Origin of the sequence: Streptosporangium album, from assembly GCF_014203795.1 — a bacterium.
Classification (GTDB): Bacteria; Actinomycetota; Actinomycetes; order Streptosporangiales; family Streptosporangiaceae; genus Streptosporangium; species Streptosporangium album.
In genome coordinates this window covers 1,610,454-1,633,675 of record NZ_JACHJU010000001.1, presented here as the reverse complement: position 1 = coordinate 1,633,675, position 23,222 = coordinate 1,610,454, and the positions used below count along the sequence as shown (strand labels likewise).

22 protein-coding genes and 2 pseudogenes are annotated in these 23,222 nt (G+C 69.5%); 13 read left to right on the top strand and 11 right to left on the bottom strand.

From position 1 onward, the window contains the following. Positions 1–59: 59 nt before the first annotated feature. Complete coding sequence (locus FHR32_RS07640; RefSeq protein WP_184753654.1) at positions 60–695, bottom strand: NAD(P)-dependent oxidoreductase; 636 nt, start codon at positions 693–695, stop codon at positions 60–62. Between the two features lie 101 nt (positions 696–796). On the opposite strand from FHR32_RS07640, the gene FHR32_RS07635 reads away from it, so the two are divergent. Together FHR32_RS07635 and FHR32_RS47185 are read left to right on the top strand one after the other, a co-directional pair. Then, positions 797–1,174 carry a winged helix-turn-helix transcriptional regulator gene (locus tag FHR32_RS07635; protein ID WP_184753653.1) on the top strand — a complete coding sequence of 126 codons (378 nt, stop codon included), beginning with the start codon at positions 797–799 and terminating at the stop codon, positions 1,172–1,174. Between the two features lie 28 nt (positions 1,175–1,202). Next, positions 1,203–1,301 (top strand): annotated as a pseudogene (locus FHR32_RS47185) (multicopper oxidase domain-containing protein); the annotation flags it as partial. 44 nt (positions 1,302–1,345) lie between these two features. On the opposite strand, the gene FHR32_RS07625 reads toward FHR32_RS47185, so the two are convergent. The 4 genes from FHR32_RS07625 to FHR32_RS07610 form a co-directional block, all read right to left on the bottom strand. Next, positions 1,346–1,606 (bottom strand): hypothetical protein, encoded by a 261-nt coding sequence (locus FHR32_RS07625; protein WP_184753652.1) that lies wholly within the window; start codon positions 1,604–1,606, stop codon positions 1,346–1,348. 113 nt (positions 1,607–1,719) lie between these two features. Further along, positions 1,720–2,475, bottom strand: a complete 756-nt coding sequence (locus tag FHR32_RS07620; protein ID WP_184753651.1) for a maleylpyruvate isomerase family mycothiol-dependent enzyme — start codon at positions 2,473–2,475, stop codon at positions 1,720–1,722. Next, positions 2,475–3,080 (bottom strand): TetR/AcrR family transcriptional regulator, encoded by a 606-nt coding sequence (locus tag FHR32_RS07615; protein WP_184753650.1) that lies wholly within the window; start codon positions 3,078–3,080, stop codon positions 2,475–2,477. The genes FHR32_RS07620 and FHR32_RS07615 overlap by 1 nt, the downstream gene beginning before the upstream one ends. Positions 3,081–3,312: 232 nt before the next feature. Then, the gene (locus tag FHR32_RS07610; protein WP_312882136.1) at positions 3,313–5,580 is read right to left on the bottom strand and encodes a bifunctional polysaccharide deacetylase/glycosyltransferase family 2 protein; all 2,268 of its coding nucleotides are present in this window, start codon (positions 5,578–5,580) and stop codon (positions 3,313–3,315) included. A gap of 285 nt (positions 5,581–5,865) precedes the next feature. On the opposite strand from FHR32_RS07610, the gene FHR32_RS07605 reads away from it, so the two are divergent. Together FHR32_RS07605 and FHR32_RS47180 are read left to right on the top strand one after the other, a co-directional pair. Next, a complete protein-coding gene (locus FHR32_RS07605) occupies positions 5,866–6,081 on the top strand; it encodes a hypothetical protein (protein WP_184753649.1) in 216 nt (71 codons plus the stop codon). Positions 6,082–6,482: 401 nt separating this feature from the next. Further along, positions 6,483–6,623: pseudogene (locus FHR32_RS47180) on the top strand (IS1380 family transposase); the annotation flags it as partial. Between the two features lie 555 nt (positions 6,624–7,178). On the opposite strand, the gene FHR32_RS07595 reads toward FHR32_RS47180, so the two are convergent. Continuing rightward, positions 7,179–7,805, bottom strand: a complete 627-nt coding sequence (locus FHR32_RS07595; protein WP_184753648.1) for a DsbA family protein — start codon at positions 7,803–7,805, stop codon at positions 7,179–7,181. 332 nt (positions 7,806–8,137) lie between these two features. Here FHR32_RS07595 and FHR32_RS07590 point away from each other — a divergent pair, with 332 nt between their 5' ends. From FHR32_RS07590 to FHR32_RS07580, 3 genes are all read left to right on the top strand, one after another. Beyond that, entirely contained in the window at positions 8,138–9,118 is a 981-nt protein-coding gene (locus FHR32_RS07590) for a polyprenyl synthetase family protein (RefSeq protein WP_184753647.1), read from the top strand. Between the two features lie 118 nt (positions 9,119–9,236). Beyond that, on the top strand, positions 9,237–9,536 hold the full coding sequence (locus tag FHR32_RS07585) for a hypothetical protein (protein WP_184753646.1): 300 nt from the start codon (positions 9,237–9,239) through the stop codon (positions 9,534–9,536). Between the two features lie 192 nt (positions 9,537–9,728). Then, a complete protein-coding gene (locus tag FHR32_RS07580; RefSeq protein WP_184753645.1) occupies positions 9,729–10,727 on the top strand; it encodes a sigma-70 family RNA polymerase sigma factor in 999 nt (332 codons plus the stop codon). A gap of 174 nt (positions 10,728–10,901) precedes the next feature. On the opposite strand, the gene FHR32_RS07575 is transcribed toward FHR32_RS07580, so the two are convergent. The 5 genes from FHR32_RS07575 to FHR32_RS07555 form a co-directional block, all read right to left on the bottom strand. After that, positions 10,902–11,348, bottom strand: a complete 447-nt coding sequence (locus tag FHR32_RS07575) for a TraR/DksA family transcriptional regulator (RefSeq protein ID WP_312882134.1) — start codon at positions 11,346–11,348, stop codon at positions 10,902–10,904. Further along, positions 11,345–11,722: a TraR/DksA family transcriptional regulator gene (locus FHR32_RS07570; RefSeq protein WP_184753644.1), complete on the bottom strand. Its 378-nt coding sequence runs from the start codon at positions 11,720–11,722 to the stop codon at positions 11,345–11,347. Before FHR32_RS07570 ends, FHR32_RS07575 begins: the two co-directional genes overlap by 4 nt. A gap of 161 nt (positions 11,723–11,883) precedes the next feature. Continuing rightward, complete coding sequence (locus tag FHR32_RS07565) at positions 11,884–12,201, bottom strand: hypothetical protein (protein WP_184753643.1); 318 nt, start codon at positions 12,199–12,201, stop codon at positions 11,884–11,886. Between the two features lie 196 nt (positions 12,202–12,397). Continuing rightward, on the bottom strand, positions 12,398–13,603 hold the full coding sequence (locus tag FHR32_RS07560) for a cytochrome P450 (protein WP_184753642.1): 1,206 nt from the start codon (positions 13,601–13,603) through the stop codon (positions 12,398–12,400). A gap of 80 nt (positions 13,604–13,683) precedes the next feature. Further along, positions 13,684–16,209, bottom strand: a complete 2,526-nt coding sequence (locus tag FHR32_RS07555; RefSeq protein ID WP_312882133.1) for a glycoside hydrolase family 95 protein — start codon at positions 16,207–16,209, stop codon at positions 13,684–13,686. 446 nt (positions 16,210–16,655) lie between these two features. On the opposite strand from FHR32_RS07555, the gene FHR32_RS07550 reads away from it, so the two are divergent. The 6 genes from FHR32_RS07550 (at position 16,656) to FHR32_RS07525 (ending at position 23,180) form a co-directional block, all read left to right on the top strand. Beyond that, positions 16,656–17,501, top strand: coding sequence for a fumarylacetoacetate hydrolase family protein (locus FHR32_RS07550; protein ID WP_184753641.1), 846 nt, complete (start codon positions 16,656–16,658; stop codon positions 17,499–17,501). Beyond that, complete coding sequence (locus FHR32_RS07545) at positions 17,498–18,793, top strand: L-fuconate dehydratase (RefSeq protein ID WP_184753640.1); 1,296 nt, start codon at positions 17,498–17,500, stop codon at positions 18,791–18,793. Before FHR32_RS07550 ends, FHR32_RS07545 begins: the two co-directional genes overlap by 4 nt. Continuing rightward, positions 18,786–19,532, top strand: a complete 747-nt coding sequence (locus tag FHR32_RS07540; RefSeq protein ID WP_184753639.1) for an SDR family NAD(P)-dependent oxidoreductase — start codon at positions 18,786–18,788, stop codon at positions 19,530–19,532. Before FHR32_RS07545 ends, FHR32_RS07540 begins: the two co-directional genes overlap by 8 nt. Positions 19,533–19,624: 92 nt before the next feature. Next, complete coding sequence (locus FHR32_RS07535) at positions 19,625–20,677, top strand: sugar ABC transporter substrate-binding protein (RefSeq protein ID WP_184753638.1); 1,053 nt, start codon at positions 19,625–19,627, stop codon at positions 20,675–20,677. Then, positions 20,677–22,170, top strand: a complete 1,494-nt coding sequence (locus FHR32_RS07530) for a sugar ABC transporter ATP-binding protein (protein WP_184753637.1) — start codon at positions 20,677–20,679, stop codon at positions 22,168–22,170. Before FHR32_RS07535 ends, FHR32_RS07530 begins: the two co-directional genes overlap by 1 nt. Beyond that, on the top strand, positions 22,170–23,180 hold the full coding sequence (locus FHR32_RS07525; RefSeq protein WP_184753636.1) for an ABC transporter permease: 1,011 nt from the start codon (positions 22,170–22,172) through the stop codon (positions 23,178–23,180). Before FHR32_RS07530 ends, FHR32_RS07525 begins: the two co-directional genes overlap by 1 nt. Positions 23,181–23,222: the final 42 nt, after the last annotated feature.

The window sequence follows — 23,222 nt, the reverse complement described above, 5'->3', positions numbered from 1 at the left end:
GGAGGTGAGGGGGCGCGGCCGGCATCCCCCGCCGGGGCTGTCAAGGTGCTCCTCGAGTGTCAGTATTCCTCGACGCCCAGGTGCGTGCGGTGGTGCTTGGGAGTGTCGATCTCGTCGAGCACCGCGATCGCGAAGTCGGGGTAGGAGATGCGGCTGGCCACCTCGCCCGGAGCCGTCCGGTACCGGCCGGTGCGGACCCCGTCGTGACGGAAGTCGCCGGACGGGCTGAGGACCAGCCAGTCCAGCGACCCGCCGGCTGCCCTCAGCACGTCGTTTCCGGCGGCGTGGCCCAGATAGAAGGTGCGGTACTCCTGCGGGTAGCCGGGCGTGTCCATGAGAAGCGCCCCGGACGCCGCCTCCAGCACCGACGCCAGGCCGACCGACACCAGCCGGCCCACGCCGGCCCGCGCCAGCCCGTCGAGCAGCGCGCGGGCGGAGCCGGCGAAGAAGACGTCGGCCTGCGCGGCGGCGTCGTAGACGGCGCTGACCGCGGCGTCGTGGCCCCCGGCGAGCCGGGCGACGTCGGCCGCGTCGGTGACGTCGCCGGCGGCGATCCGCACGCCGTCCGCCGCCAGGTCACCGTGCTTGGCCGGATCACGCACGACCGCGGTGACCTGATGCCCGCGCCGGCGGGCCTCCTCGACGGTCGCCCGGCCGGCCCTGCCGCCCGCACCGAAAACGATGATCTCGCTCATCCGCTCCACCTCACGTCCGAAGGCCGGACCTGGTCGCCGGCCGTTGCCCGGACGCTATCCGAGCACCTGGTTACCGCCGGGATACCGGCTACGGTGGAGGCGTGACGCAGCCGCTTGATCCGGACATGTTCGATCCCATCTGCCCGTCGACCCTCTCCCCGTTCCGCATCGGCGACAAGTGGGCAGGGATGATCATCCGCTGCCTCGAACACGGGCCGCGCCGGTTTTCCGAGCTGCGGATTCCGCTGCGCGGCATCACCGCGAAGGTGCTCACCAAGTCGCTCCGCGCGCTCGAACGCGACGGCCTGGTCGTCCGTACGGCCCACGCCGAGCCCGTGCGGCGGGTCGAGTACGACCTGACCCCGCTCGGCCGCAGCATGCTCGGACCGATAGCCGCGATGTGCGCCTGGGCCGAGCAGCACTGGGACGAGCTGCTCGACGCACGCGAAGAATCCCTCTCGCTCGACCGCACCGGCTAGACCCGGCACGGGAACCGAGCGCGGCCGTCCGCCCGCATTCGACCGGCCGGGCCTGTTCGTCTGGCACTGCCACATCCTGGAACACGAGGACAACGAGATGATGCGCCCGTACCGCGTCGGCCCCTGACCTCCGCGGACTGCTGCTCGCCTCGTGGTGATCCCTCGTCGTCATCAGCTGGCCCCGGCTCGCCGCGCCGGGACCTTTGGCTGCCACCGCGCCGCGGCCTGGCGTCGATAGCTGCGCGCGAAGCCATGCAGCAGGATGAACCGTGGCACCGCCGGGACCTGCCGGATCACGACCTGGTAGCCCTCGCGGTCGATGCCGTCGAGCAGCCAGTGCCCCTCTATCCCGAGCTGGGCGAAGGACTTCGGTTTGATGTTGTACGTCTGATCCCACGCACGCCACTCGGCCTGCGTGATGCTCGCCGACACCAGGTGAACGACAGTGTTGTCACCACAACCGTGGAGATCCGGTGCCGGTGGCGTCGGCTTGATGATCGGTGGGCGACAGAGACAGCTGGATGGGGGTGGTCATCGCCCGTCCGTCAGAAGGGCACCTGTTGGGCGAGCAGTCCGGTCCCGCTCCCGCGGCCCGAGAGGATGCGACAGAACTCGACGGCGTCGAGAGTGGTCTCCTGGCCGTCATCACCGCCGCCGCTGAAGGTGCCTCCCGCGGGTCCCTGCAGGTGGAGCCGGAACGGCCGGCCATGGCGCCGCGCCCACTCGGCGACCGCATCCGACACGATCCGGCCGTCATGGTCGGGGGTGAGCACCAGGGGGCGGCCCGTCGCCCGGGTGATGTCGATGCGGTGCATCCAGGTGTCCCGGGTGTGGATGACGTCGTACAGGTAGCCGAGCCGCCAAGTCTCCATGACGCCCTCGACCTCTACCTTGATCGGTATTCGGCGCAGCGGCACCGGCAGCCTGCGCCGGGCACGGGTGGCGCGAGGCGCCGCGGCGGCGAGTCGCTCGACAAGTTCGGACGTGCTCAGATGGGCGCGCTCGGCGACCTGGACCTCGGTCATGCCGTCGACCAGGGGGCGGTCACCCGCGGCCCTGTTTCCGGCTCGTTGCTGGTGGACCAGCTGGCGGATGGAGATCGTGAACTCCATCATGCCCAGGACGTGCGCGACCAGTGCCCGCACGTCCCAGGCCGGGCAGTCGGTCTGCTTGGTCCAGTCTTCCGTGCTCAGCGAGCGGACCACGTCGACGAAGCGTCCGTTCTCGGCCGCGGCCAGCACCGCGGCCTGCCGGCGATCGAGCAGGGGCAGCGATTCGACCGCCGTCGAGGTGCCGGGCATCAGTGCGTCCTCCCATGCGTGCGGTTCTTGATGTGGGCGAAGAACATCTCCATGGCCTCGTCGACCAGCTTGAGCCAGCGATCACCGCCCGGGTCGTTGGAGATCTGCTGGTCGGCCAGGCCGGTGGTGAGCGCGGTGAGCATGTCCATTGCCCCGGGGTCGGCGATGCCGATCTGTGCCAGTCGCGCGCCCATAGCCTCCAGCGCCTGGACCGCCAGGGCGTAGGACTCGGCGGACGGCTCGAACCCGGGAATCGTCCGCTGGAACATCAACTGGTAGCGAGCCGGATCCTCGACGCAGAACTCGACGAACATCCGGCTGCCGGTCGTCAGGTCGCGCAGTGGGTCGCCGGTCAGCGCGAGGCGGGTCCCGCGATCGAGGAACTCCCGGCAACCCTGTGCGTACATGGCGTCATAGATGGCGTGCTTGGCGTCGAAGTAGGAGTACACCGACGGGGGGCGCATCCCCACCTTGCGAGCCACGTCCCGCAGCGTCAGCCCGGCCAGACCCTCGGCACGGGCGACCTCCCACGCCGCGTCGAGAATCTCGGCCTTCGTCCTCTCATGACGTTCGGCTCTTCTATCTCGAATCGGTTCACCTAACATGATTTGAATATCACATGGCGCCCGGACACCGTCAAGACATGACCTGCCGAAGGGGCTGAGAATGCATGGATGCGCACAGCCCGTGGATGGTCCTCACCAGTCCTCTACACCGGCGGAGAAGAACCCGGACAGAGCATCAGCCGCCGCATAGCCATGTGCGACTGATCTCAAGTAACCCGGATCCGAGAGGGCCGCCGGTGAGCCGGGGACCGGGTGACTCTCGAAGATCGCCTCAAGCCGCGAAAGTGCCCTCCCGGCGGATCGTCTGCCAGCGCAGACGCACCCCGAGCACCGCGGTCGCCACCGACTGGATCACCACCAGGTACATCAGCTGCCGGTAGACGAACTGCTGCAACGGCAGCACCCACAGCGCCGAGGCCCGCTCACGATCCAGCCGCAGCGCATACCAGCCGCTCAACGCCTGAACCAGCACGAATCCCGCCCAGACAGCCACCACAGGCAGCGGGTCTCCCACCGCCACGCTGTAGATGGCCATGATGTCCACGACCGGGGCGAGCAGCGGCAGCACCACCTGGAACAGCATCAGATAGCCCAGGCAGCGGCGGCCGAACGGGCCCGGCTCCACGACCGCGCGGCGATGCTTCCACATCGCCTGCAGCGTGCCGTAGCACCACCGATAACGCTGACGCCACAGCTGCCCGAGCGAGGTTGGCGCCTCGGTCCAGGCCAGCGCGTTCTCCTCGTAGACCACCCGCCAGCCACCCCGGCACATCGCCATGGTCAGGTCGGTGTCCTCGGCCAGGGTATCGACGCTGACCCCGCCGAGCTCCTGCAGCGCCGAGCGCCGGAAGGCACCGATCGCTCCCGGCACGGTGGGCATGCAGCCCAGCAGGTCAAAAGCGCGGCGGTCGAGGTTGAAGCCGATCACGTACTCGATGTGCTGCCAGCGGCCGATCATGCCGCGCCGGTTGCCGACCTTGGTGTTGCCGCTGACCGCGCCCACGGCCGGGTCGGCGAGCGGCCGGACCAGGTGCCCGATGGTGGCGGGCTCGAAGACGGTGTCGCCGTCCACCATGATGAGGATGTCGTGCGAGGCGTGCGCGAGGCCGGTGTTGAGTGCGGCGGGCTTGCCGCCGTTCTCCTGACAGATCACCCGTACCCCGGGCAGGCCGAGGGAGTCGGCGATGGCGGCGGTGCCGTCGGAGGAGCCGTCGTCCACGACGATCACCTCCAGCGCGCCGGGGTAGTCGGTGTTCACCAGCGAGCGTACGGTGGCCTCGATCCCGGCCTCCTCGTTGTAGGCCGGGACGATCACGGTGACGGCGGGCGGCGCGGGCCATGCCGGAGCACGGCCGACACGCCTCTTGCCGCCCCGTGCACGCCGGGCGTGCACCCAGGCCAGGATCAGGAAGAACAGCAGCCGCAGCAGGGTGAGCGCCCCGGCGACGGCCAGGATCCACGACATCGCCGTGGTGAAACCGGTCGCTCCGCGCTGGGCGAGACTCAACCCGGTGCCGACGAAGCGGTCCAGATCTCCGGCCGGGGTATGGGCCGAGGGCATGCCGAGCGCGGAGGTGAGCGTCGTCGCCCGATACTTCTGCCTGGCGAGCTGGGTGAGCAGCCGGTCCACCGCGGCGACCGTCTGGCCGCGGTCGCCGCCGGAGTCATGCATCATGATCACCGCACCTCTGCCTCCGCGGGGAAGAGCGGCGCGGACAATCTGCTCGGTGCCGGGCCTGGCCCAGTCCTTGGTATCCAGGTCGGTGAGCGCGACGAGATACCCCTCCCTTCCCATGGCGTGCAGCGCCCGCAACTGGGTACCGGTGACGGCCGCCGGTGAGGAGGAGTACGGCGGGCGCGCCAGACGGGTGTGCATGCCCGCCACGCCGGCCAGTGCCTTCTGGGTCAGCGACAGCTCCAGCCGCAACCGCCACTCCGGCACGGCGGCGAGATCGGCGTGGGCGTAGGTGTGGTTGCCGATCTCGTGCCCCTCGGCGATGATCCGCCGGGTCAGCTCGGGGTTCTTGGCGATCCGGGCGCCGACGGCGAAGAACGTCGCCTTGGCGCCGTGCTTGGCGAGCACGTCGAGCAACTGCGGGGTCCAGCGCGGGTCGGGGCCGTCGTCAAAGGTGAGTGCCACCGTACGGGCCGGGAGCCGAGCGCTGTCCGGCTTGTCACCGGTGAGGTTGAGCACCGGCCCGCTGCGCCGTATCTGGTCGAGCTCCGCGGAGGGCCGGTCGGCCGGGGACGGTACGGCGTGCGTCTCTCCCACCGCGTTGACGGCATATCCGTTGAGCAGTAGCGCTCCGGCCATCAGCACGACGCCGACCGCGACCAGGAACCAGTGCCCTCGCGGGTCGGCCTGGCCCCGGCGGCGGCGCCGCCGGGGGGCAGGTTGCTTCTCCCCGCCCGAGGGGGGCTCGGGGAGGGGCACCGTCAGATCGGTGAGAGTCGTGGTGGCGGAGGCGGCGGGTCTCACCGTCTCCGCCGGGTTCGGCGGCGGCCATACCTGCGTCCCGAGGACGTCCTGCGGCCTCACTTCTTCGGACCTGTGCTCTTGTCCGGGTCATGGCCGGGCGGGATCTTAGTCTGACCCGGTGGCATGGTCCGTTCGGAAGCCGGCTCAGGCGGCTGCTCAGGTGCCGGATCGGGCGCCGTCGGCTCCTTCCCCGGTGGTGCGGAGGTGGTCGAGGAAGTGTCGCCGGGCAGCAGGCCCGGCTTCTCCGAACGCGCCGGTAGGGGAGTCACCCGAGACTGGGAGGACACCGTGGGCTGAGGCGCGGGGCGGGACGTCGGCGTCGAACCCTGCTGGACGGGAGCCACCGTGGCCGTCGTGCTCGGCGTGGGACTGGCCGACATGGTAGGTCTGGGCGTAGTGGCGACGGGCACCGGCCGCGCGGGGGTGTCTCCAGGCCAGCCGACCACCGACAACGGTGTTCCGGTGAACAGTCCACCGACCACGGTCACCACCGACGCGAGCACCAGCGTGCCGACGACAACTCCGGTGATCTTCAGGAGTTGCCTGCGTTTGCCGGTCTGATCGACAAACACAGCGGTGCCGGTGGGGTTCTGCCTATCACTCACAGGCGGAAATCGTAGTGACACACGGTGCATATAGGGAACTCGACCACGATTGTGTCCGGCCGGACATCAGACCGTGAGTGTGACGCGAGAGAGCACTTGTGACGAGGGATGAAATCCGGAACAACAGTTCCACGAAAAAAGCCCCTACTGTCCACCCTCCACCGCGTCGCCTTTACTCACCGGGCCGGGAGACGTCTCCCGAAGGTCGCACCCCGTCACGTCAGGGGACCCGGGGCCGCTTAGTGGAGTGCTCCACCACCTTCACCACAGCCAGGTCCACACCGGCGGCCCTAACCTCAAGTAATCACGGCAGACTTGATCGACTAGCCCATTTACATGCAGATGTCGCTGCTGGAGGAGGCCGACGGATGGCGCTACGGCCTGTTCGTCACCAACACGCGCACAGGGCAGCTGTACTTCCTGGAAGCCCGCCACCGCGTCCACGCCCGGGTCGAGGACCGCATCCGGAGTGGAAAATCCACCGGGCTCGGTCGCCTGCTTCACCTTCGCGCTCGCCCTGGCCCCGCCCGGCTGACGCCACCACTCATGTCCCTTGACCGCAGACTTCGGAGGAAACCCCCCACGTCGGCCCGTGGAACCGACGCCGACCCGACGCGACAGCCGGGTCGGACCGCTGCCCAGCAGCTTGAAAACATGATCGACAAGACGGCCGAAGATCGGCTTCACACCGACAAGACGCGCTCACGCCTCACACGTGACTGATCAAGGCTAGCCTCAAGTAATCACGGCAGCATGGGCAGCCTGATCGGGCTCGCCCTGACCGCCACGGAGAATCTCCTCCACGTGCAGGTCTCCGATCCCGGTTCGGCTTTCACCGCTCCCCATCTATCGGAGGAGACGGGCGTCCAACCGGGCACGGACACGGTCAACGGTCGCGGGCTGTTCATCGTCGACGAGCTCTCCGAAAGACGCTGGAGAGCGCGCGAGCACGGCCACGGCCGGACCGTGCGGTGCGCCATCCCCGCGAGCGGTTCATGCGCGAGGCGGAGATCCCCCGCCGGGTCGCGGCGTTCTGCGAATTCACCTATGTGATCAGATTCGCTGCTGGGCGCCGGCCCAGGGCGTGCTCCAGTCGATGTCCTCCCCGTTCAGGCGCACGGTCGGTGTCCCCTCGACCCCCCGGGTGCGGGCCAGCGCGGACACCGCGTCGGCTCGATCGGAGCTCTCCCGGGAGTTCAGGCATGTGGCGAAATCGGCCTCGTCGATGCCGACCTTTTTCGCGTAGGTCACCAGATCCTTGAGGGCGAACCCGCCCTCCGCCGTTTCCTCGGGCTGGTGGTCGTACAGTTCGTCGTGGTAGGCCAGCCATTTGCGGGGGTCGGTTACGCACAACGATGCCTTCAGCGCGCGGTGTGAGTTGTCGTGGGTGACGGGCCATTTTTCCTTTTGGAAAATGGTCATCGGATAATAGATCACCTTGATCATGCCCTGTGTCGCCCACTGCTTGATGGTCTCGCCGTTGGTTTGTTCGAATTCTTGACAGTACGGGCACTGGTAGTCCTCGTACACTTCCAGGACGGGGCTGTTCACGCCGCGTTGAGCCATGACGACGCTGCCGTCGGGCCGCAGGGTGATCAGATTCGATGGTGTGGCGGCGTTTGCGGGAATGCCGTCGTTCTTGCCGGAGGAGATCGTGACCGTGACCAAAATGATGACCACGGCCACAATGATGGGCCCGATCGCCTTCCTTCGGACACGGGGGGAGTTCACAGTGCTCAAAAAATCCACCTGTCAGTCTGAGGTCGCGCCCGCTTGGCCTCTCGGCGGCCGACGCCGGTCGGTCTGGGCACGAACGCTAGGATGATCACATACGGTACGTGGTCATCGCCGCCAGGTTGTGGTCGGAGTCGGCGCCTCTGTTCCGTTCCTCGGTGGAAACTTCAGCGCCTCGATCTGAGAGAGGTCTCAGGGATGCTCAGCGTCGCCTCAGCGGTGATCGGGCAGCGTGGGAGGTGATCAGTCAGGCGTGCTGGTCCTGAGGAGGAAGTGTCGTGATCACCCATGTCGCGCGTCCGGAGGAGATCCTCGACAGCCCGGCGGTATCGGCGGGGCTGGTGCGTGTGGAGAGGCGCATCCGCAGGTTGAGCACCTCCTCGCGGCTGCCGCTCATCAACCGGGCGGCCGGGCGCATCACCGGTGCCGGGGGGAAGCGGCTGCGGCCGGCCCTGACGCTGGCGACCGCGCTCGCGCTGGGCGGGTCAGTGAGCAACAGGGTCGTCACCGCCGCGGCGTGCGTGGAGCTCATCCACGCCGGGTCGCTGGTCCACGACGACCTGATGGACAAGGCCGCCGAGCGCAGGGGAGTGCGGACCCTCAACGCGGAGCTGGGTGACGCCGGGGCGCTGGTGGTCGGGGACTTCATGTTCGCCAGGGCCGGGCTCGCCGCGCTCTCCGCGACCTCCAAACCGGTCGCCGAGGCGCTCGCCTCCGTGATCGTCGAGCTTGCCGAGGGGCAGTTCCAGGAGGCCGCCGAGCTGTTCGACCCCGGCCGCACCCCCGAGGACGCGCTGCGGTCGATCACCGGCAAGACCGCGGCCCTGTTCCGGGCGAGCTGCCTGGTGGCGCATCCCGCCGGGCGGAGCATGGCCGAGTACGGCGAGCGGTTCGGCGTCCTCTTCCAGATCCTGGACGACCTGCTCGACCTGGCCTCCACCGCCGAACGGCTCGGCAAGCCGGTCGGCAACGACCTCAGGCAGGGCGTCTACACCCTCCCGCTGCTCCGGGCGCTGCGTCACGACTGCGCCGACGTGCGATCCTTCCTCGGCCGGAGGCTGAGCGAGGACGAGATCACGGCCCTGCTCGCCCGCCTGCGACGGAGCCACCTGGTCGACGACACCCTGGAATACTGCCGGGGCCTGGCATCGGACGCCCTGTCCGCGCTCCCGGTCATCGCCGACCCGGAGATCGCCCGTGTCCTGTACGGCCTGCCCACCGCCTACATCGACTGGGCGGAGTCGATGGTCGTCAGATGAGGTGACCGGCAGGTTCCGGGCGCCGTAGGCGGGGCCGTACCGCCGCGGTCATCGGTGGTGCCGAAAAAACTTCCGGCACCACCGATGAGTCCCGGTGACAGGTGCCGTTACACCTCACATGACACAGCTGCTTCAGGGCAAGAACGTGATCATCTACGGCGCGGGCGGCCGCCCGGCACATGGTCCCCCGGGGCTCCGGCGTCATCATGACGGTGATCAGCGGGTCCACCCGGGCGCCGCCCCGATGATGGGCAGCACCGGGCCCGCAGACGGGGCGGCAGAGATGTTCATGCGCTACCTGGCGGCCGAGGTCGGGCCGGCCGGTGTCCGTGTCGTCAGCCTGCACACGGCGGGGGTCGTCGAGACGATGTCCCGGGAGAAGGCCGTCAACGTGACCTGCGGGATGGTCGTCGGCTAGGTGCCGGGTGCGGGCCCGCCCGGACGGGGTGGGGGAACGGGCGGTGGGGCGACGGCCGAGGAGCCGGCCCGGCCGTTCGGGCGGTTATCCGGGTTGCGGCAGGTATTTCCGCCGCGACCGATGAGTTCTCGTCCGCCATGCGTTGTACGGTCTATGGATCATCACCCTGGTTCCGTACGAGAGAGCCGCTCCATGACCGATGTCGAGACCATACCCGGCGCCGCCGAGCAGGACACGGTGATCGCCGCCGCGCAGGCAGGCGATGAGTCGGCGTTCGCCGTGCTCGTGGAGCGGTACCGCCGCGAGCTGCACGTGCACTGCTACCGGATGCTCGGCTCGTTCGAGGAGGCCGAGGACCTCGTGCAGGAGACGTTCCTGCGCGCATGGCGCAAGCGGGAGAGCTTCGAGGTCGGCACCCTCTTCCGGGCGTGGCTGTATCGCATCGCGACCAACGCCTGCCTCGACGCGATCCGGCACAGTTCCCGGCGGGTGCAGTCGCTGAGCTCTTTCGCGGAGGTCCCGTGGCTGCAGCCGTACCCGGACCGGCTGCTCGACGAGGTCGCGCCGAGCGACGCCGAACCGGACGCGGTGGTCGTCGCCAGGGAGACGATCGAGCTGGCGTTCCTGGCGGCCGTCCAGCTCCTCCCGCCCCGGCAGCGGGCGGTCCTGATCCTGCGCGATGTGCTGGGCTGGTCGGCCGGTGAGACCGCGTCACTCCTCGAAACCACGGTGGCGGCGGCCAACAGCGCGCTGCAGCGCGCCCGCGCCACGATGCAGGAGCGGCTGCCGCCCCGCCGGGACGAGTGGTCGGCCTCGAAACCGAGCGAGGAGGAGCGGGCGTTGGTGCAGCGTTTCATCGACGCCCACGAGCGCGCCGACGCCGATGCCGCGATCGCGATGCTGCGTCACGACGCGCGGATCACCATGCCGCCTCAGCCGATGTGCTTCGACGGGGTGGAGGCGATCGCGGCTCTTCTGCAGGCGGGTCTGACCGATCCCGGCGACTGGCGGCTCGTGCCCACCCGGGCCAACCGCCAGCCGGCCGCCGCCAGCTATCTCCGGGCGCCGGGCGACTCCGAGTTCCGGGCCTTCAAGCTCGACGTGATGCGCGTCGAGGACGGCCTGGTCGCGGAGGTCACCACCTTCGGCGCCACCCTCTTCCCCGCCTTCGGGCTGCCCCCGACGCTCTGACCCGCGGCCGGCCCCTCCCGCGAGGGGCCGCTCGGCTGGTCGAGGTCGCCAGCGGCCGGGGCTTCGGCGACTACATGAAGGAGCGCGACAAACGATCACTGGCGCCGTCGGCCACGTGTCTCCCCGCCCGTGCCGGGGCCGGTGGGGCACCGGCACGGCACGGGCGGGGAGAGGTCAGCCGTTCTCGTGGCGACGCTGGCAGTCCATGCAGAAGCACGCCAGCGGGCGGGCCTTCAGCCGCTCGTAGGGGATGGCCGAGCCGCAGCCGTCGCAGCGGCCGTACGTCAGCTCGGCGACGCTCTTCAGCGCCTTGCGCACGACGGCGGTGCTCCGCTCGACGGAGACGATGTCGGCGAGCAGACCCGACTTCGCCGAGGTCTCCACGGCGTCGTCGTTCACCGCGGCCTCCAGATCCGCCAGCTGTCTGGTCCGCCAGAACAGCTGTTCCTCCAGCTCCTCGCGGATGATGTCGAGCTGGACGCTGCTGAGGTGGGTGTCGGAGATCATGATGTCCGAGTCCTTTCGGAAGTTCGGGAAAGACGGGGGAACGGCCATCAGGGCCGGCAGCCGGGTCCGTGCCGTACCCGGGTCGAGGGCGGCGTCTCCGCCGCGATCGATCACGTCGTCGCCTCTTCGCGTCGTGGCAGGTCGTGGCAGGCGGTGCAGTACCGGGTGTGCGGGACCTGCCGCAGGCGGTGCAGCGCGATGAACGCCCCGCACCGTTGGCAGGTGCCGTACACCCCGGACTCCAGCCGTCCGATCGCCGTCTCGATCTCCATGACGGCCGTCCTGGCGCGTTCGGCGCGCCCCCGGGCCGGCGGGACCGTCGTGTCCGCGGTCGGAGGACCCGGTACGCGCTCACCCTCGGTGAGGGAGGCCCACTCCGCCCGCGCGGCGACGAGCCGCTTGTGCAGGAGCGCGTGCAGCTCCTCAAGCTGCGCGATATGGCGTTGGTAATCCTCAAGCAACCTGCTTGTCGATCTGATGTCACCCATGACGACATCGACTCCTTGAATGACTCGCGGCGGCTCGGGCCCAGCGTGGGCCGCCGCCGTGAAAGCCGGAACCCAGGCGCATGGCGATGCGTGGCACCGCGTGGCTGGGAGACCTCGCTCGAACTCATCGCTCGACGGAGGCCGGGAAAAAGGGAAGGAGTCTAGGAGCGCGGCGGACTGCGGGAGGTGACGACCCGCTGGACGTCACGCCGCGGAATGGCGGCCGGACCCGTGGAGAGCCAGGCGGGCGACAGCAGGAGGGGGTGCGTCACTGTGGCGCCCACGGCCAGGAGGGAGCGGAGCTGTCCCGGTGTCGGCAGATGCTCGGCCCCGCCGGCCAGGAGTCTCGGTGCCGTCGTATGGTGCGAGCCGTCGGTCTGGGGGACCCAGAGGCTGGTGCCGGTGTCGGTGGGCTGCCATCCGCCGGACCACGGGGAGGGGGCGATCGCGGCCAAAATGACCACGAGAACAAGGCTCACCGCGGCTGCCGCCGCAGTGGGCCTGGGTGTGCCCCACCGCGGTTCCCTCATCATCTCGACCATAGTCCACGTCCCGCGAAAGGGCACTCCATGCGGCGGCCGGTGTTTTCGCACGCGTCCGAGGACGCGCCGGATCGGCCTCCGGGACACGGGCGAGATCGTGATCGCCGGTCTTACCCCGTGTCCCGCCCGGTCGTCAGGCCAGGGTGACGGGCAGGTCCTTGATGCCGTTGATGAAGTTGGAGCGGAGCCGGCGGGCGGGGCCGGCCTGGGCCAGGTTCGGCAGCCTCTCGGCCAGGACCTCGAAGAGCACCCGGAGTTCCAGCTTGGCGAGGTGGTTGCCGAGGCAGAAGTGGGCTCCGCCGCCACCGAAGCCGATGTGCGGGTTGGGGTCGCGGCCGATGTCGAAGGTGCCGGGGTCGGCGAAGACGTCCTCGTCGCGGTTGGCGGAGCTGTAGAAGACCACGATCTTGTCGTCCTCCTTGACCTCCTGCCCGCCGATCGTCGTGTCGGCGGTGGCCGTACGGCGGAACAGGTTCACCGGGGAGACCCAGCGGACGATCTCGTCGGCCGCGGTGCGGGCGAGGGCGGGGTCGCCGACCAGGCGCCGCCACTGCTCGGGATGCTCGAAGAAGGCGAGCATGCCGCCGGAGGCCGCGTTGCGGGTGGTCTCGTTGCCCGCGACCACCAGCAGGAGCACGAACAGGTCGAACTCCTCCTCGGTGAGGGTCTCACCCGCGGCGTCGGGCATGATCAGCTTGGTGACGATGTCCTCGCGGGGGTGCTGGCGCCGCTCGGCGGCCAGGGCGTTGGCGTAGGCGTAGACCTCCATGGCCGCGTTCGGGCCCTCGGAGGGGTCGGCCGCGTAGTCGGGGTCCTCGGCCCCGATCATCTGGTTGGACCAGTTGAAGATCTTGTCCCGGTCCTCGACGGGGGCGCCGAGCAGCTCGCAGATCACGTACAGCGGGAGCGGGGCGGCGATGTCCCTGACGAAGTCGACCGACCCGCGTCCCTTGGCCTCGTCCACCAGCTCGTGGCAGATGTCGCGGATGTGCCCCTCCAGGGCGCCCATCATGCGAGGGGTGAAGCCCCGGTTGACCAGGGAGCGCCGCCGGGTGTGCTCCGGCGGGTCCTGGTTGAGCATCATCAGCCGCTGGAGGGCGCGCTGGTCCTCGGGGACCTCGTTGAACAGCGCCAGCTTCCTGCTGGAGGAGAACAGGTCGGAGCGGCGGGAGACCTGCACCACGTCGGCGTGCTTGGTGACCGCCCAGAAGCCGGGCCATTCCCGCTCGGCGTCGCCCTGGTGCCAGTGGACGGGGGAATTGGCCCGCAGCCAGGCCAGCTGATCGTGAGGAGCACCGTCCCTCCGGTAGAGGTCCTGGTCGACCAGATCGATGTTCATTGGTCCTCCTGCGCGAACCGTGCCGGCGTCCTCATGACGCGGCTCATTCCGGTGCAGCCTACGGGGCGCGGTCGACGGACTTACCCCGTCCGCCGGTACGGCATGCTCCTCGCGGGCACATCGGTGGCGGACGGCGGGCCGCCGGGGCCGTCCGGAGGCACCAGGTTTTGATCAAGCGCTTGGTCAGAGGACTTTCTGAAACGTGTTCTATTACGTGGGGGCCGGAGAGTCAAGGGGGGAGGCCCGGGAGGCAGGCCGGCTCCGGGCTCCGCGTCGGCGGGGGCGGTGACCTTGACCGACACCTCGTTCGCGATCGTGTAGGTCTTCCCGGCACGGGCGTTCCAGCTCAGTGTCTCGCCCGAACGCGAGGCGCTCACCTCGTTCCCCTGCTCGTCGTGGACGCGGTAGCGTCCGCCGATCATGGCCGAGCGGACCTTGATCGGTCCGGTCTTGCCCGGACGCAGGGTGATCTTCTCGCCGGAGCCGTCCTTCCACGACACGTCCACGGTCACGTCGCCTCGGGCGCGCAGACCGCTGACCGAGCCGGTCGGCCAGGCCGCCGGCAGGGCGGGCAGCACGTCGATCGTGTCGTGCCGGCTCTGCAGCAGCATCTCGGCCATGCCGGAGGTGGCGCCGAAGTTGCCGTCGATCTGGAACGGCGGGTGGGTGTCCCAGAGGTTGTCCAGCGTGGAGGACTTGAGCTGCTCGCTGAGCATCTTGTGGGCGTGGTCGCCGTCCAGCAGCCGGGCCCAGAAATTGATCTTCCAGGCCTTGCTCCAGCCGGTGCCGCCGTCGCCGCGCGCGGTGAGGGAGACCTTGGCGGCCTCGGCCTCCGGCGTGCCCGATGTGATCTGCCGTCCGGGGTGCAGGGCGAACAGCTGCGAGGCGTGCCGGTGGGTGTTGCCGGGGTCGTCCCAGTCGCTCTTCCACTCCTGGAGCTGCCCCCAGGAGCCCACCCGGATGCCCCGGTCGAGCTTGGCCAGCGCCGCCGTCACCTCGGACTGGAAGGCGGCGTCGACGTCCAGCTTCCTCGCCGCCTCCAGACTGTTGGTCAGCACGTCGAAGACGATCTGCTGGGACATCGAGGCGCCGGCGGAGAAGTCGCCCTGCTCGGGCGAGTAACTCGGGGAGACCACCAGCTTGCCGTCACGCGGGTCGACGTGCAGGTTGTCCAGCCAGAACTCGGCCGCGCCCTTCATCACCGGGTAGGCGGTGTCGCGCAGGTAGGCGGTGTCGCCGCTGAAGCGGTAGTGGTCGTACATCTGCTGGGTCGTCCACGCCGCGGCCTCGGGGAACCAGAACGCGGTGGCCCAGTTGTGCACGCCGGTGAACCCGAACGGGTTGGTCTCGTTGTGCACCACCCAGCCGCGCGAGCCGAACATCTCCCGCGCGGTCTTCTCGCCCGCCGGGACCATGGCCTTGATGTAGCGGTCGTAGGCGACGGTCGTCTCGGCGAGGTTGGTCTGCTCGGCGAGCCAGTAGTTCATCTGCAGGTTGATGTTGACGTGGTAGTCGGCTGACCAGGGCGGGCCGGTCGAGTTGTTCCACACCCCCTGCAGGTTGGCCGGGAGCGACTCCTCGCGCGAGGAGGCGATCAGCAGGTAGCGGCCGTAGGCGAAGTACATCGCCTCCAGCGCCCGGTCGTCGGCCGAGGCGCCGCCGGTGTAGGCCGCGCGGAGCCGGTCGGCCGGGATCTGCGGGGTCCGCTGCCCGATGTCCAGCTTCACCCGGTCGAACAGCTTGCGGTAGTCCGCCTGGTGCGCGGCCCTGAGCGCCTCGAAGCTCTGGGCCGAGGCGGCGTCGACGGCGGCGGTCACCGCGGCGTGCGGGTCGGGGCCCCGATAGGCGGGGTAGGCGCCGGCGTAGTCGGTGCCCGCCGAAAGGAGGAACATCGCGCTGTCGGCGCCGGTGACGGTGACCCGGTCGGTGCCGTCGGTACGGCTGCCGCCCTGTGTGACCACCTGGATCTGCGACTCGAATCTCATGCCGTTGTCCGCGAGCGTGCCCCGGACGGTCAGGCGCCCGTCCGCGACCGAGACCTGCTTGTCGGATCGGGGGGAGGAGGTCCGGAGCGTGAAGGAGACCTTGCCCGCCTGGCCGGCGGAGATCCGTCCGACGATGACGCCGCCGGGGTGGCTGGCGAAGTACTCGCGGGAGTAGGTCACGCCGCCGGCGCTGTAGCCGACCCGGGCGACCGCCTCGCGCAGGCTCAGCTCCCGCCGGTAGCCGGTGGGGTTCGCCGGAGCGTCCGGTACGTCCAGCCAGAGGTCGCCGAAGGTCTGGTAGGCCCCGAACCCGCTCTTGGGCTGGCCGAGCTTGGCCGCCACCGCCGAGGGGGACATCTTGCCGTCCCGGTCGATCTGCGCCTGGACCTCGGCGATGGCGTCCGGCCGGGGGCTGGTCCAGTTGCCGGAGTCGTATCCACGGGAGCCGGGGCCCCCGGTCCACAGCGACTTCTCGTTGAACTGGATCTGCTCGCTCGCGACCCCGCCGAACACCTTGGCGCCCAGCGCGCCGTTGCCGATCGGCAGTGCCTGGGTCTCCCAGTCGGTGGCGGGTCTGTCGTACCAGAGGCTCAGGTCATCGGGTGTCTGAGTGACGGTCACGTTCTTTCCCGGCTCTGCGTGTGCGGCGTTCTGACCATGGAATCCCATGCTGACGGCGAGCGCCGCGAGGAGCGGGATGGTGATGCCGAGTCGTCGCCTTGGGGGTGAGACAACGGATTCCTCCGATCACAAGGCTGACCTTCCTCAAGGAGATAGCACTGAAACCCCGCCGTAACAAGGCTCAACCTCCGATGTATGTGATCGAAAAACCGGCTGAGCGGTCCCACGATCCAGGAGTTTGGACAGGCTGATCCTCTGGTCAATTGGCAGACAAAATCCGATGACTGGAGAGGGAGGAGCGAGGAATAATGCGTCTCAGGGCTGCTATCTGCGATTTCGCCTCGATAACGGATCGGATGTATCCCGCAGGAAGGGGTTGACATGGAGGTGTGTCGTCGCTCAGCATCGCGACACGATACATCCGATGTATGAACGAAGGGTGCGGTGTGAAGCTGCTGCGAGTTGGGCCCGTCGGCCAGGAGCGACCGGCCGTCATGGACGGGGCCGGTAATCTCCGCGCAATCTCGGAGCCCGAGATCGACGGGGCTTTCTTCGCCTCCGGGGGAGTGGCGCGCGTCCGCGAGGCGCTGGAACGAGACGAGCTGCCGTTGCTGGAAGCGGAGGGGCTGAGGATCGGTGCGCCGATCGCCCGGCCCGGAAAGATCGTGTGCATCGGGCTCAACTACCGCGACCACGCCGAGGAGACGGGCGCGGCGATCCCGGTCGAGCCGATCATCTTCATGAAGGCCCCCAACACGGTCGTCGGACCCCATGACGAGGTCCTGATCCCCCGGGGCAGCGTGAAGACCGACTGGGAGGTCGAGCTGGCCGTCGTCATCGGCGAGACGGCCCGCTACGTGGAGACGCACGAGGAGGCGCTCTCCACGATCGCGGGTTACGCGATCTCCAACGACGTCTCCGAGCGTGAGTTCCAGCTGGAGCGCGGCGGCCAGTGGGACAAGGGCAAGTCCTGCGAGACGTTCAACCCGCTCGGCCCCTGGCTGGTCACCGCCGACGAGATCGCCGACCCGCAGGCCCTCGGGCTGCGGCTCTGGGTGGACGGCGAGCCGTACCAGAACGGTGACACCAAGAACATGATCTTCCACGTCGCCGAGGTCGTCCGCTACCTCAGCCGGTTCATGGTCCTGGAGCCCGGCGACGTCATCAACACCGGCACCCCGGCCGGCGTCGCGCTCGGCCTGCCGGACACGCCGTACCTGCGCGCGGGTCAGGTCATGGAGCTGGAGATCGACGGCCTGGGCCGCCAGCGCCAGGTGGTGGGGCAGGCATGAGCGGCTACCGCATCACCGCGCTGGAGACCCACGACATCCGCTTCCCCACCTCGCTGGAGCTCGACGGCTCCGACGCGATGAACCCGGACCCGGACTACTCGGCCGCCTACCTGGTGCTCCGCACCGACGACGGGTCCGAGGGCCACGGCTTCGCCTTCACCATCGGCCGTGGCAACGAGGTGCAGACCGCCGCCATCAGGGCGCTGGAGCCGTACGTGCTCGGCAGGGACGCCGAGGACCTGGGCACGCTCTGGAAGGAGATGGTCCACGACTCCCAGCTCCGCTGGCTCGGCCCGGAGAAGGGCGTCATGCACATGGCGATCTCCGCCGTGGTCAACGCGCTCTGGGACCTCAAGGCCAGACGGGAGGGGAAGCCGCTCTGGCTGCTGCTCGCCGAGATGTCGCCCGAGGAGCTCGTCGCGCTGGTGGACTTCCGCTACCTCAGCGACGCCCTCACCCCGCAGGAGGCGCTGGAGATCCTGCGGGCCGCCGAGCCGGGCCGCCGGGAGCGGATCGCCTACCTGAGGGAGCACGGCTACCCCGCCTACACCACCTCGCCCGGCTGGCTCGGCTACAGCGACGACAAGCTGCGCCGCCTGTGCAAGGAGGCGATGGCCGAGGGCTTCACCCAGATCAAGCTGAAGGTCGGCGCCGACCTCCAGGACGACCGGCGGCGGATGCGCATCGCGCGTGACGCCTGCGGCGACGACTTCCCCATCGCCGTCGACGCCAACCAGCGCTGGGACGTCGACTCCGCCATCGCCTGGGTGAACGCCCTGGCGGAGTTCCGGCCGCACTGGGTGGAGGAGCCGACCAGCCCCGACGACGTGCTCGGTCACGCCGCCATCGCGCGGGGCATCGCGCCGATCCCGGTCGCCACCGGCGAACACGTGCAGAACCGCATGGTCTTCAAGCAGCTCCTGCAGGCCGAGGCCATCTCCTACCTGCAGATCGACGCGGCCCGCGTCGCGGGCGTGAACGAGAACATCGCGATCCTGCTGCTCGCGGCCAAGTTCGGCGTCCCGGTCTGCCCGCACGCGGGCGGGGTGGGCCTGTGCGAGCTGGTCCAGCACCTGGCGATGTTCGACTACGTCGCGGTCAGCGCCTCGATGGAGAACCGGGTGATCGAATATGTCGACCACCTGCACGAGCACTTCGCCGACCCGGTGGTGATCAGGAACGGCGCCTACGTCGCGCCGAGCCGGCCCGGTTTCGGCGCCGCCATGCACGCCCGGTCGATCAGCGACCACACCTATCCCGATGGCCTGGTCTGGAGGTCCCTCGATGCGTGAGTTCGACGGCCTGCGAGCACTGGTCACCGGCGGCGGGTCCGGCATCGGCCTGGCCGCGGCCACCCTGCTCGCCGCGCGCGGGGCGACTGTGGCCTGCCTGGACGTCGCCCCGCCCGGCGAGCCGTTCATCCCGGTCAAGGCGGACGTCACCGACGAGGACGCGGTCCGTACGGCGGTCGCCCAGGCCGCCGAGCAGATGGGCGGCCTCGACGTCCTGGTGAACAACGCGGGGATCGGCGCGGCCGGGACGGTCGAGGACAACCCCTACGAAGAGTGGTCCAGAGTCCTGGACGTCAACGTCCTCGGTCTCGTCCGGGTGACCCGGGCGGCCCTGCCCTACCTCCGGCGCTCGGTGAGCGCCGCGATCGTCAACACCTGCTCGATCGCCGCCACGGCGGGACTGCCCCAGCGGGCGCTCTACAGCGCGTCCAAGGGGGCCGTCCAGTCGCTCACCCTGGCGATGGCCGCCGACCACGTCCGCGAGGGCATCCGCGTCAACTGCGTCAACCCCGGCACCGCGGACACGCCCTGGGTGCAGCGCCTGCTCGACGCGGCCCCCGACCCGGTGGCCGAGCGGGCGGCCCTCTCGGGACGCCAGCCGATGGGCCGCCTGGTGAGCGCGGACGAGGTCGCGGCCGCGATCGCCTACCTCGCGAGCCCGCTCGCGGGCTCCACCACCGGCACGGTCCTGGCCGTGGACGGAGGGATGCAGGGGCTCAGGCTCCGACCCGCCACGTGACGCGGCCCGGCGGCGGACGAGATACGAGATACCGGTTCACCAGCAAGTTCACCCCCCACTTGGTTTCGAATCGAGGCAACGGTATGAACGGTATGAGACGTGAAACTGCGGCAACGGGCGTGGCACTGCTCGCGCTCGTCTGCACCATCTCGGCATGTGGCTCGTCGGGGACCACCGGCACCTCCGCCGCGCCCGCCGACACCGGAGCCAAGGGCGGAAAGATCGGGGTCGACTTCCCTCGTGCCGACTCCGACTTCTGGAACTCCTACAACAAGTACGTCCCCCAGCTCGCCGGGGAGTTGGGCGTCGACCTGATGCCGCCGACCAACTCCCAGAACGACGTGGCCAAGCTGGTCGCCAACACCCAGGCGCTCCTCGGCCAGGGCGCGAAGGCGATCGTCATGGCCCCGCAGGACACCGGCGCGATCGCCTCCACACTGCAGACCCTGGAGGGTAAGAACATCCCGGTCGTCTCGGTGGACACCCGTCCCGACAAGGGCAAGGTCTTCATGGTCGTGCGGGCCGACAACAAGGCCTACGGCACCAAGGCGTGCGAGTTCCTCGGTGAGAAGCTGGGCGGCAAGGGCAAGGTCGTCGAGCTCATGGGCGCGCTGTCGTCCGTCAACGGCCGGGACCGGGCCGAGGCGTTCGGCGCGTGCATGAAGGAGAAGTTCCCCGGCATCACGGTCTTCGAGGAGCCGACCGAGTGGGACGGCACCAAGGCCGCCTCGATGCTGCAGACCCGCCTCCAGCAGCACCCGGACATCAAGGGCGTCTACATGCACGCCGGCGGCGTCCACCTGGCCCCGACCCTGCAGGTGCTCAAGGCCAAGGGCCTGATCGTGCCGCCGGAGGACCCCAAGCACGTCTTCGTGATCTCCAACGACGGCATCCCGCAGGAGTTCGAGGCCATCCGCAAGGGGGAGATCGACGCCACGGTCTCCCAGCCGGCCGATCTCTACGCCAAGTACGCGCTCTTCTACGCCAAGGCCGCGGTCGACGGCAAGACTTTCCAGCCCGGCCCGACCGACCACGACAGCACGATCATCCAGCTTCCGAACGGTCTTGAGGACCAGCTTCCCGCCCCGCTGGTGACGAAGAAGAATGTCGACGACAAGAATCTCTGGGGCAATCAGGTCAAGTGATGACATCTTCCGTTAAGGCGGTCGAAGCGCTCGGCATCACCAAGCGCTTCGGCCCGACCACCGCGCTCGACCGCGCCGGGATCGCCATCACGGAGGGGGAGACGCACGCGCTGGTCGGCAGGAACGGCGCGGGCAAGTCCACCCTGGTGTCGATCCTGACCGGTCTCCAGCGCCCCGACGAGGGCGAGATCCGCTTCGGCGGCGAGCCCGCCCCGCCGCCGGCCGACCGGGACGCCTGGCGGCAGCGCGTCGCCTGCGTCTACCAGAAGTCGACGATCATTCCCGCGCTCACCGTCGCGGAGAACCTCTTCCTGAACCGCCAGACGGATCGGGGCGCGATCAACTGGCGTGCTCTGCGCTCACGGGCCAGGCAGCTCCTGGAGCAGTACGGCGTGGACGTCGACGCCGACAGCCTCGCCGGAGACCTCGGCGTCGAGCAGCGTCAGCTCCTGGAGATCGCCAGGGCACTGTCGTTCGGCGCCCGGTTCATCATCCTTGACGAACCCACCGCCCAGCTCGACGGCCCTGCCATCCAGCGGCTCTTCGACCGGATGCGCGCGCTGCGGGAGCAGGGTGTGACGATGATGTTCATCTCGCACCACCTGGAGGAGGTGTACGAGATCTGCCAGAGCGTCTCGGTCTTCCGCGACGCCCGGCACATCGTCACCGCGAGGGTCGGCGACCTCCCGCACGACCGGCTGGTCGACGCGATGACCGGCGAGGCCTCCGCCGCCTACGAACACCGGTCCCGTACGGCCGACACCTCGGCCCCCGTCGTCCTCGCCGCCCGAGGGCTCAGCCTCGACGGCCGTTACCAGAGGGTGGACCTGGCCGTCCGGTCCGGGGAGATCGTCGGTCTGGCCGGCTCGGGCAGCAGCGGCAAGGTCGGTCTGGCCGAGACCCTGGTCGGCCTCCGCAGGGCCGACACCGGCACGGTGACCGTCAACGGCACCGAGGTCAGACCGGGAGACGTGCCCTCGGCTCTGGCCGCCGGGCTCGGCTTCGTCCCCCAGGACCGGCACCGGGAGGGCTTCGTCCCGCTGCTGTCGATCGCGGAGAACGCCACCGTCCCGATCGCGCACAAGCTCGGCCGGTACGGCCTGATCTCCCCGGCGAGACGGCGTGAGCGCGGCGCCCGGATGATCGCCGAGCTGGACATCAAGACGACCGGCCCCGACCAGCCGGTGGGCGACCTGTCCGGTGGCAACGCCCAGAAGGTCGTGCTGGCCAGGGCATTGGCGGACGACCCCCGCGCTCTCGTGGTCATCAACCCGACCGCCGGGGTGGACGTGAAGGCCAAGCACGCGCTCCTCGGCGCCGTGGAGGACGCGGCCGCCCGGGGGGCCGGAGCGGTGCTGGTCTCCGACGAGCTCGACGACCTGCGGATCTGCGACCGGGTCCTGGTCATGTTCCACGGCCACGTCGTGAAGGACGTGCCGCGCGGCTGGACCGACACCGAACTGGTGGCGGCGATGGAAGGTATCGACCAGTGATGACCACGACAAAGACCTCTCCCGCGGTGGCCGTCCCGGCGGGCCGCCGCATCCAGCTCGGGCGCTTCCGGGACCTCACCCTGGTCCCGGTGATCGTCGTGCTGCTGATCGCCGGATCCTTCGTTGATCCGGTCTTCCTCACCCCGGGCAACCTGATCAACGTGCTCCAGCAGCAGTCGGCCCTGGCGCTGGTGGTGCTCGCCGAGGCGCTGATCCTCATCGCCGGCAAGTTCGACCTGTCTCTGGAGTCCACGGTCGGCATGGCCCCCGCCGTCGGCGTGATGCTGGTCATCCCGGTGGCCTCCGGCGGGTTCGGCCTGGAGCTGCCCGCCGTCCTGGCGATCCCGCTCTGCCTGCTGATCGGCGGGTTGATCGGCGCCTTCAACGGCTTCCTGATCATGCGGTTCCAGCTCTCGGCCTTCATCGTCACGCTGGCCATGATGATCGTCGTTCACGGCCTCCAGCTCGGCCTGACCCAGGGCAAGAGCCTGTTCGCGCTGCCGGAGTCGTTTCTCTACCTCGGCAGCGCCACCTGGCTGGGCGTCCCCGCGGCCATCTGGATCACCGGCGTGCTCTTCGCCGGGGCCATCGCCGCGCTCGGCTACTTCCGGGCCGGTCGCGCGCTGTACGCCATCGGCGGCAACGCCGACGCCGCCCGCGCGGCGGGCATCCGGGTCGAGCGGGTCCTGTGGACCGTCTTCGTCGTCGGTGGCGTGATCGCCGCGCTCGCCGGAGTGCTGGAGACCGGCCGCCTGGGCGGCATCAGCGCCAACCAGGGCGTCGGCTGGATCTTCATGGCCTTCGCCGCCGCGGTCATCGGCGGGGTCAGCATGGACGGCGGCAAGGGCACGATCCTCGGCGCTCTCACCGGTGTCCTGGTGATCGGTCTCGTCGAGAACATCCTGACGCTGAAGGGCGTGCCCGGCGAGTGGAAGCAGCTCGTCTACGGTTCGATCATCCTGATCGCCCTGATGATCAGCCGCCTCGCCGGCGGCAAGGCGCAGGACTGACCCTCTTCCCGAGCGGCTACGGCAAGGTACAGGATTGACTGC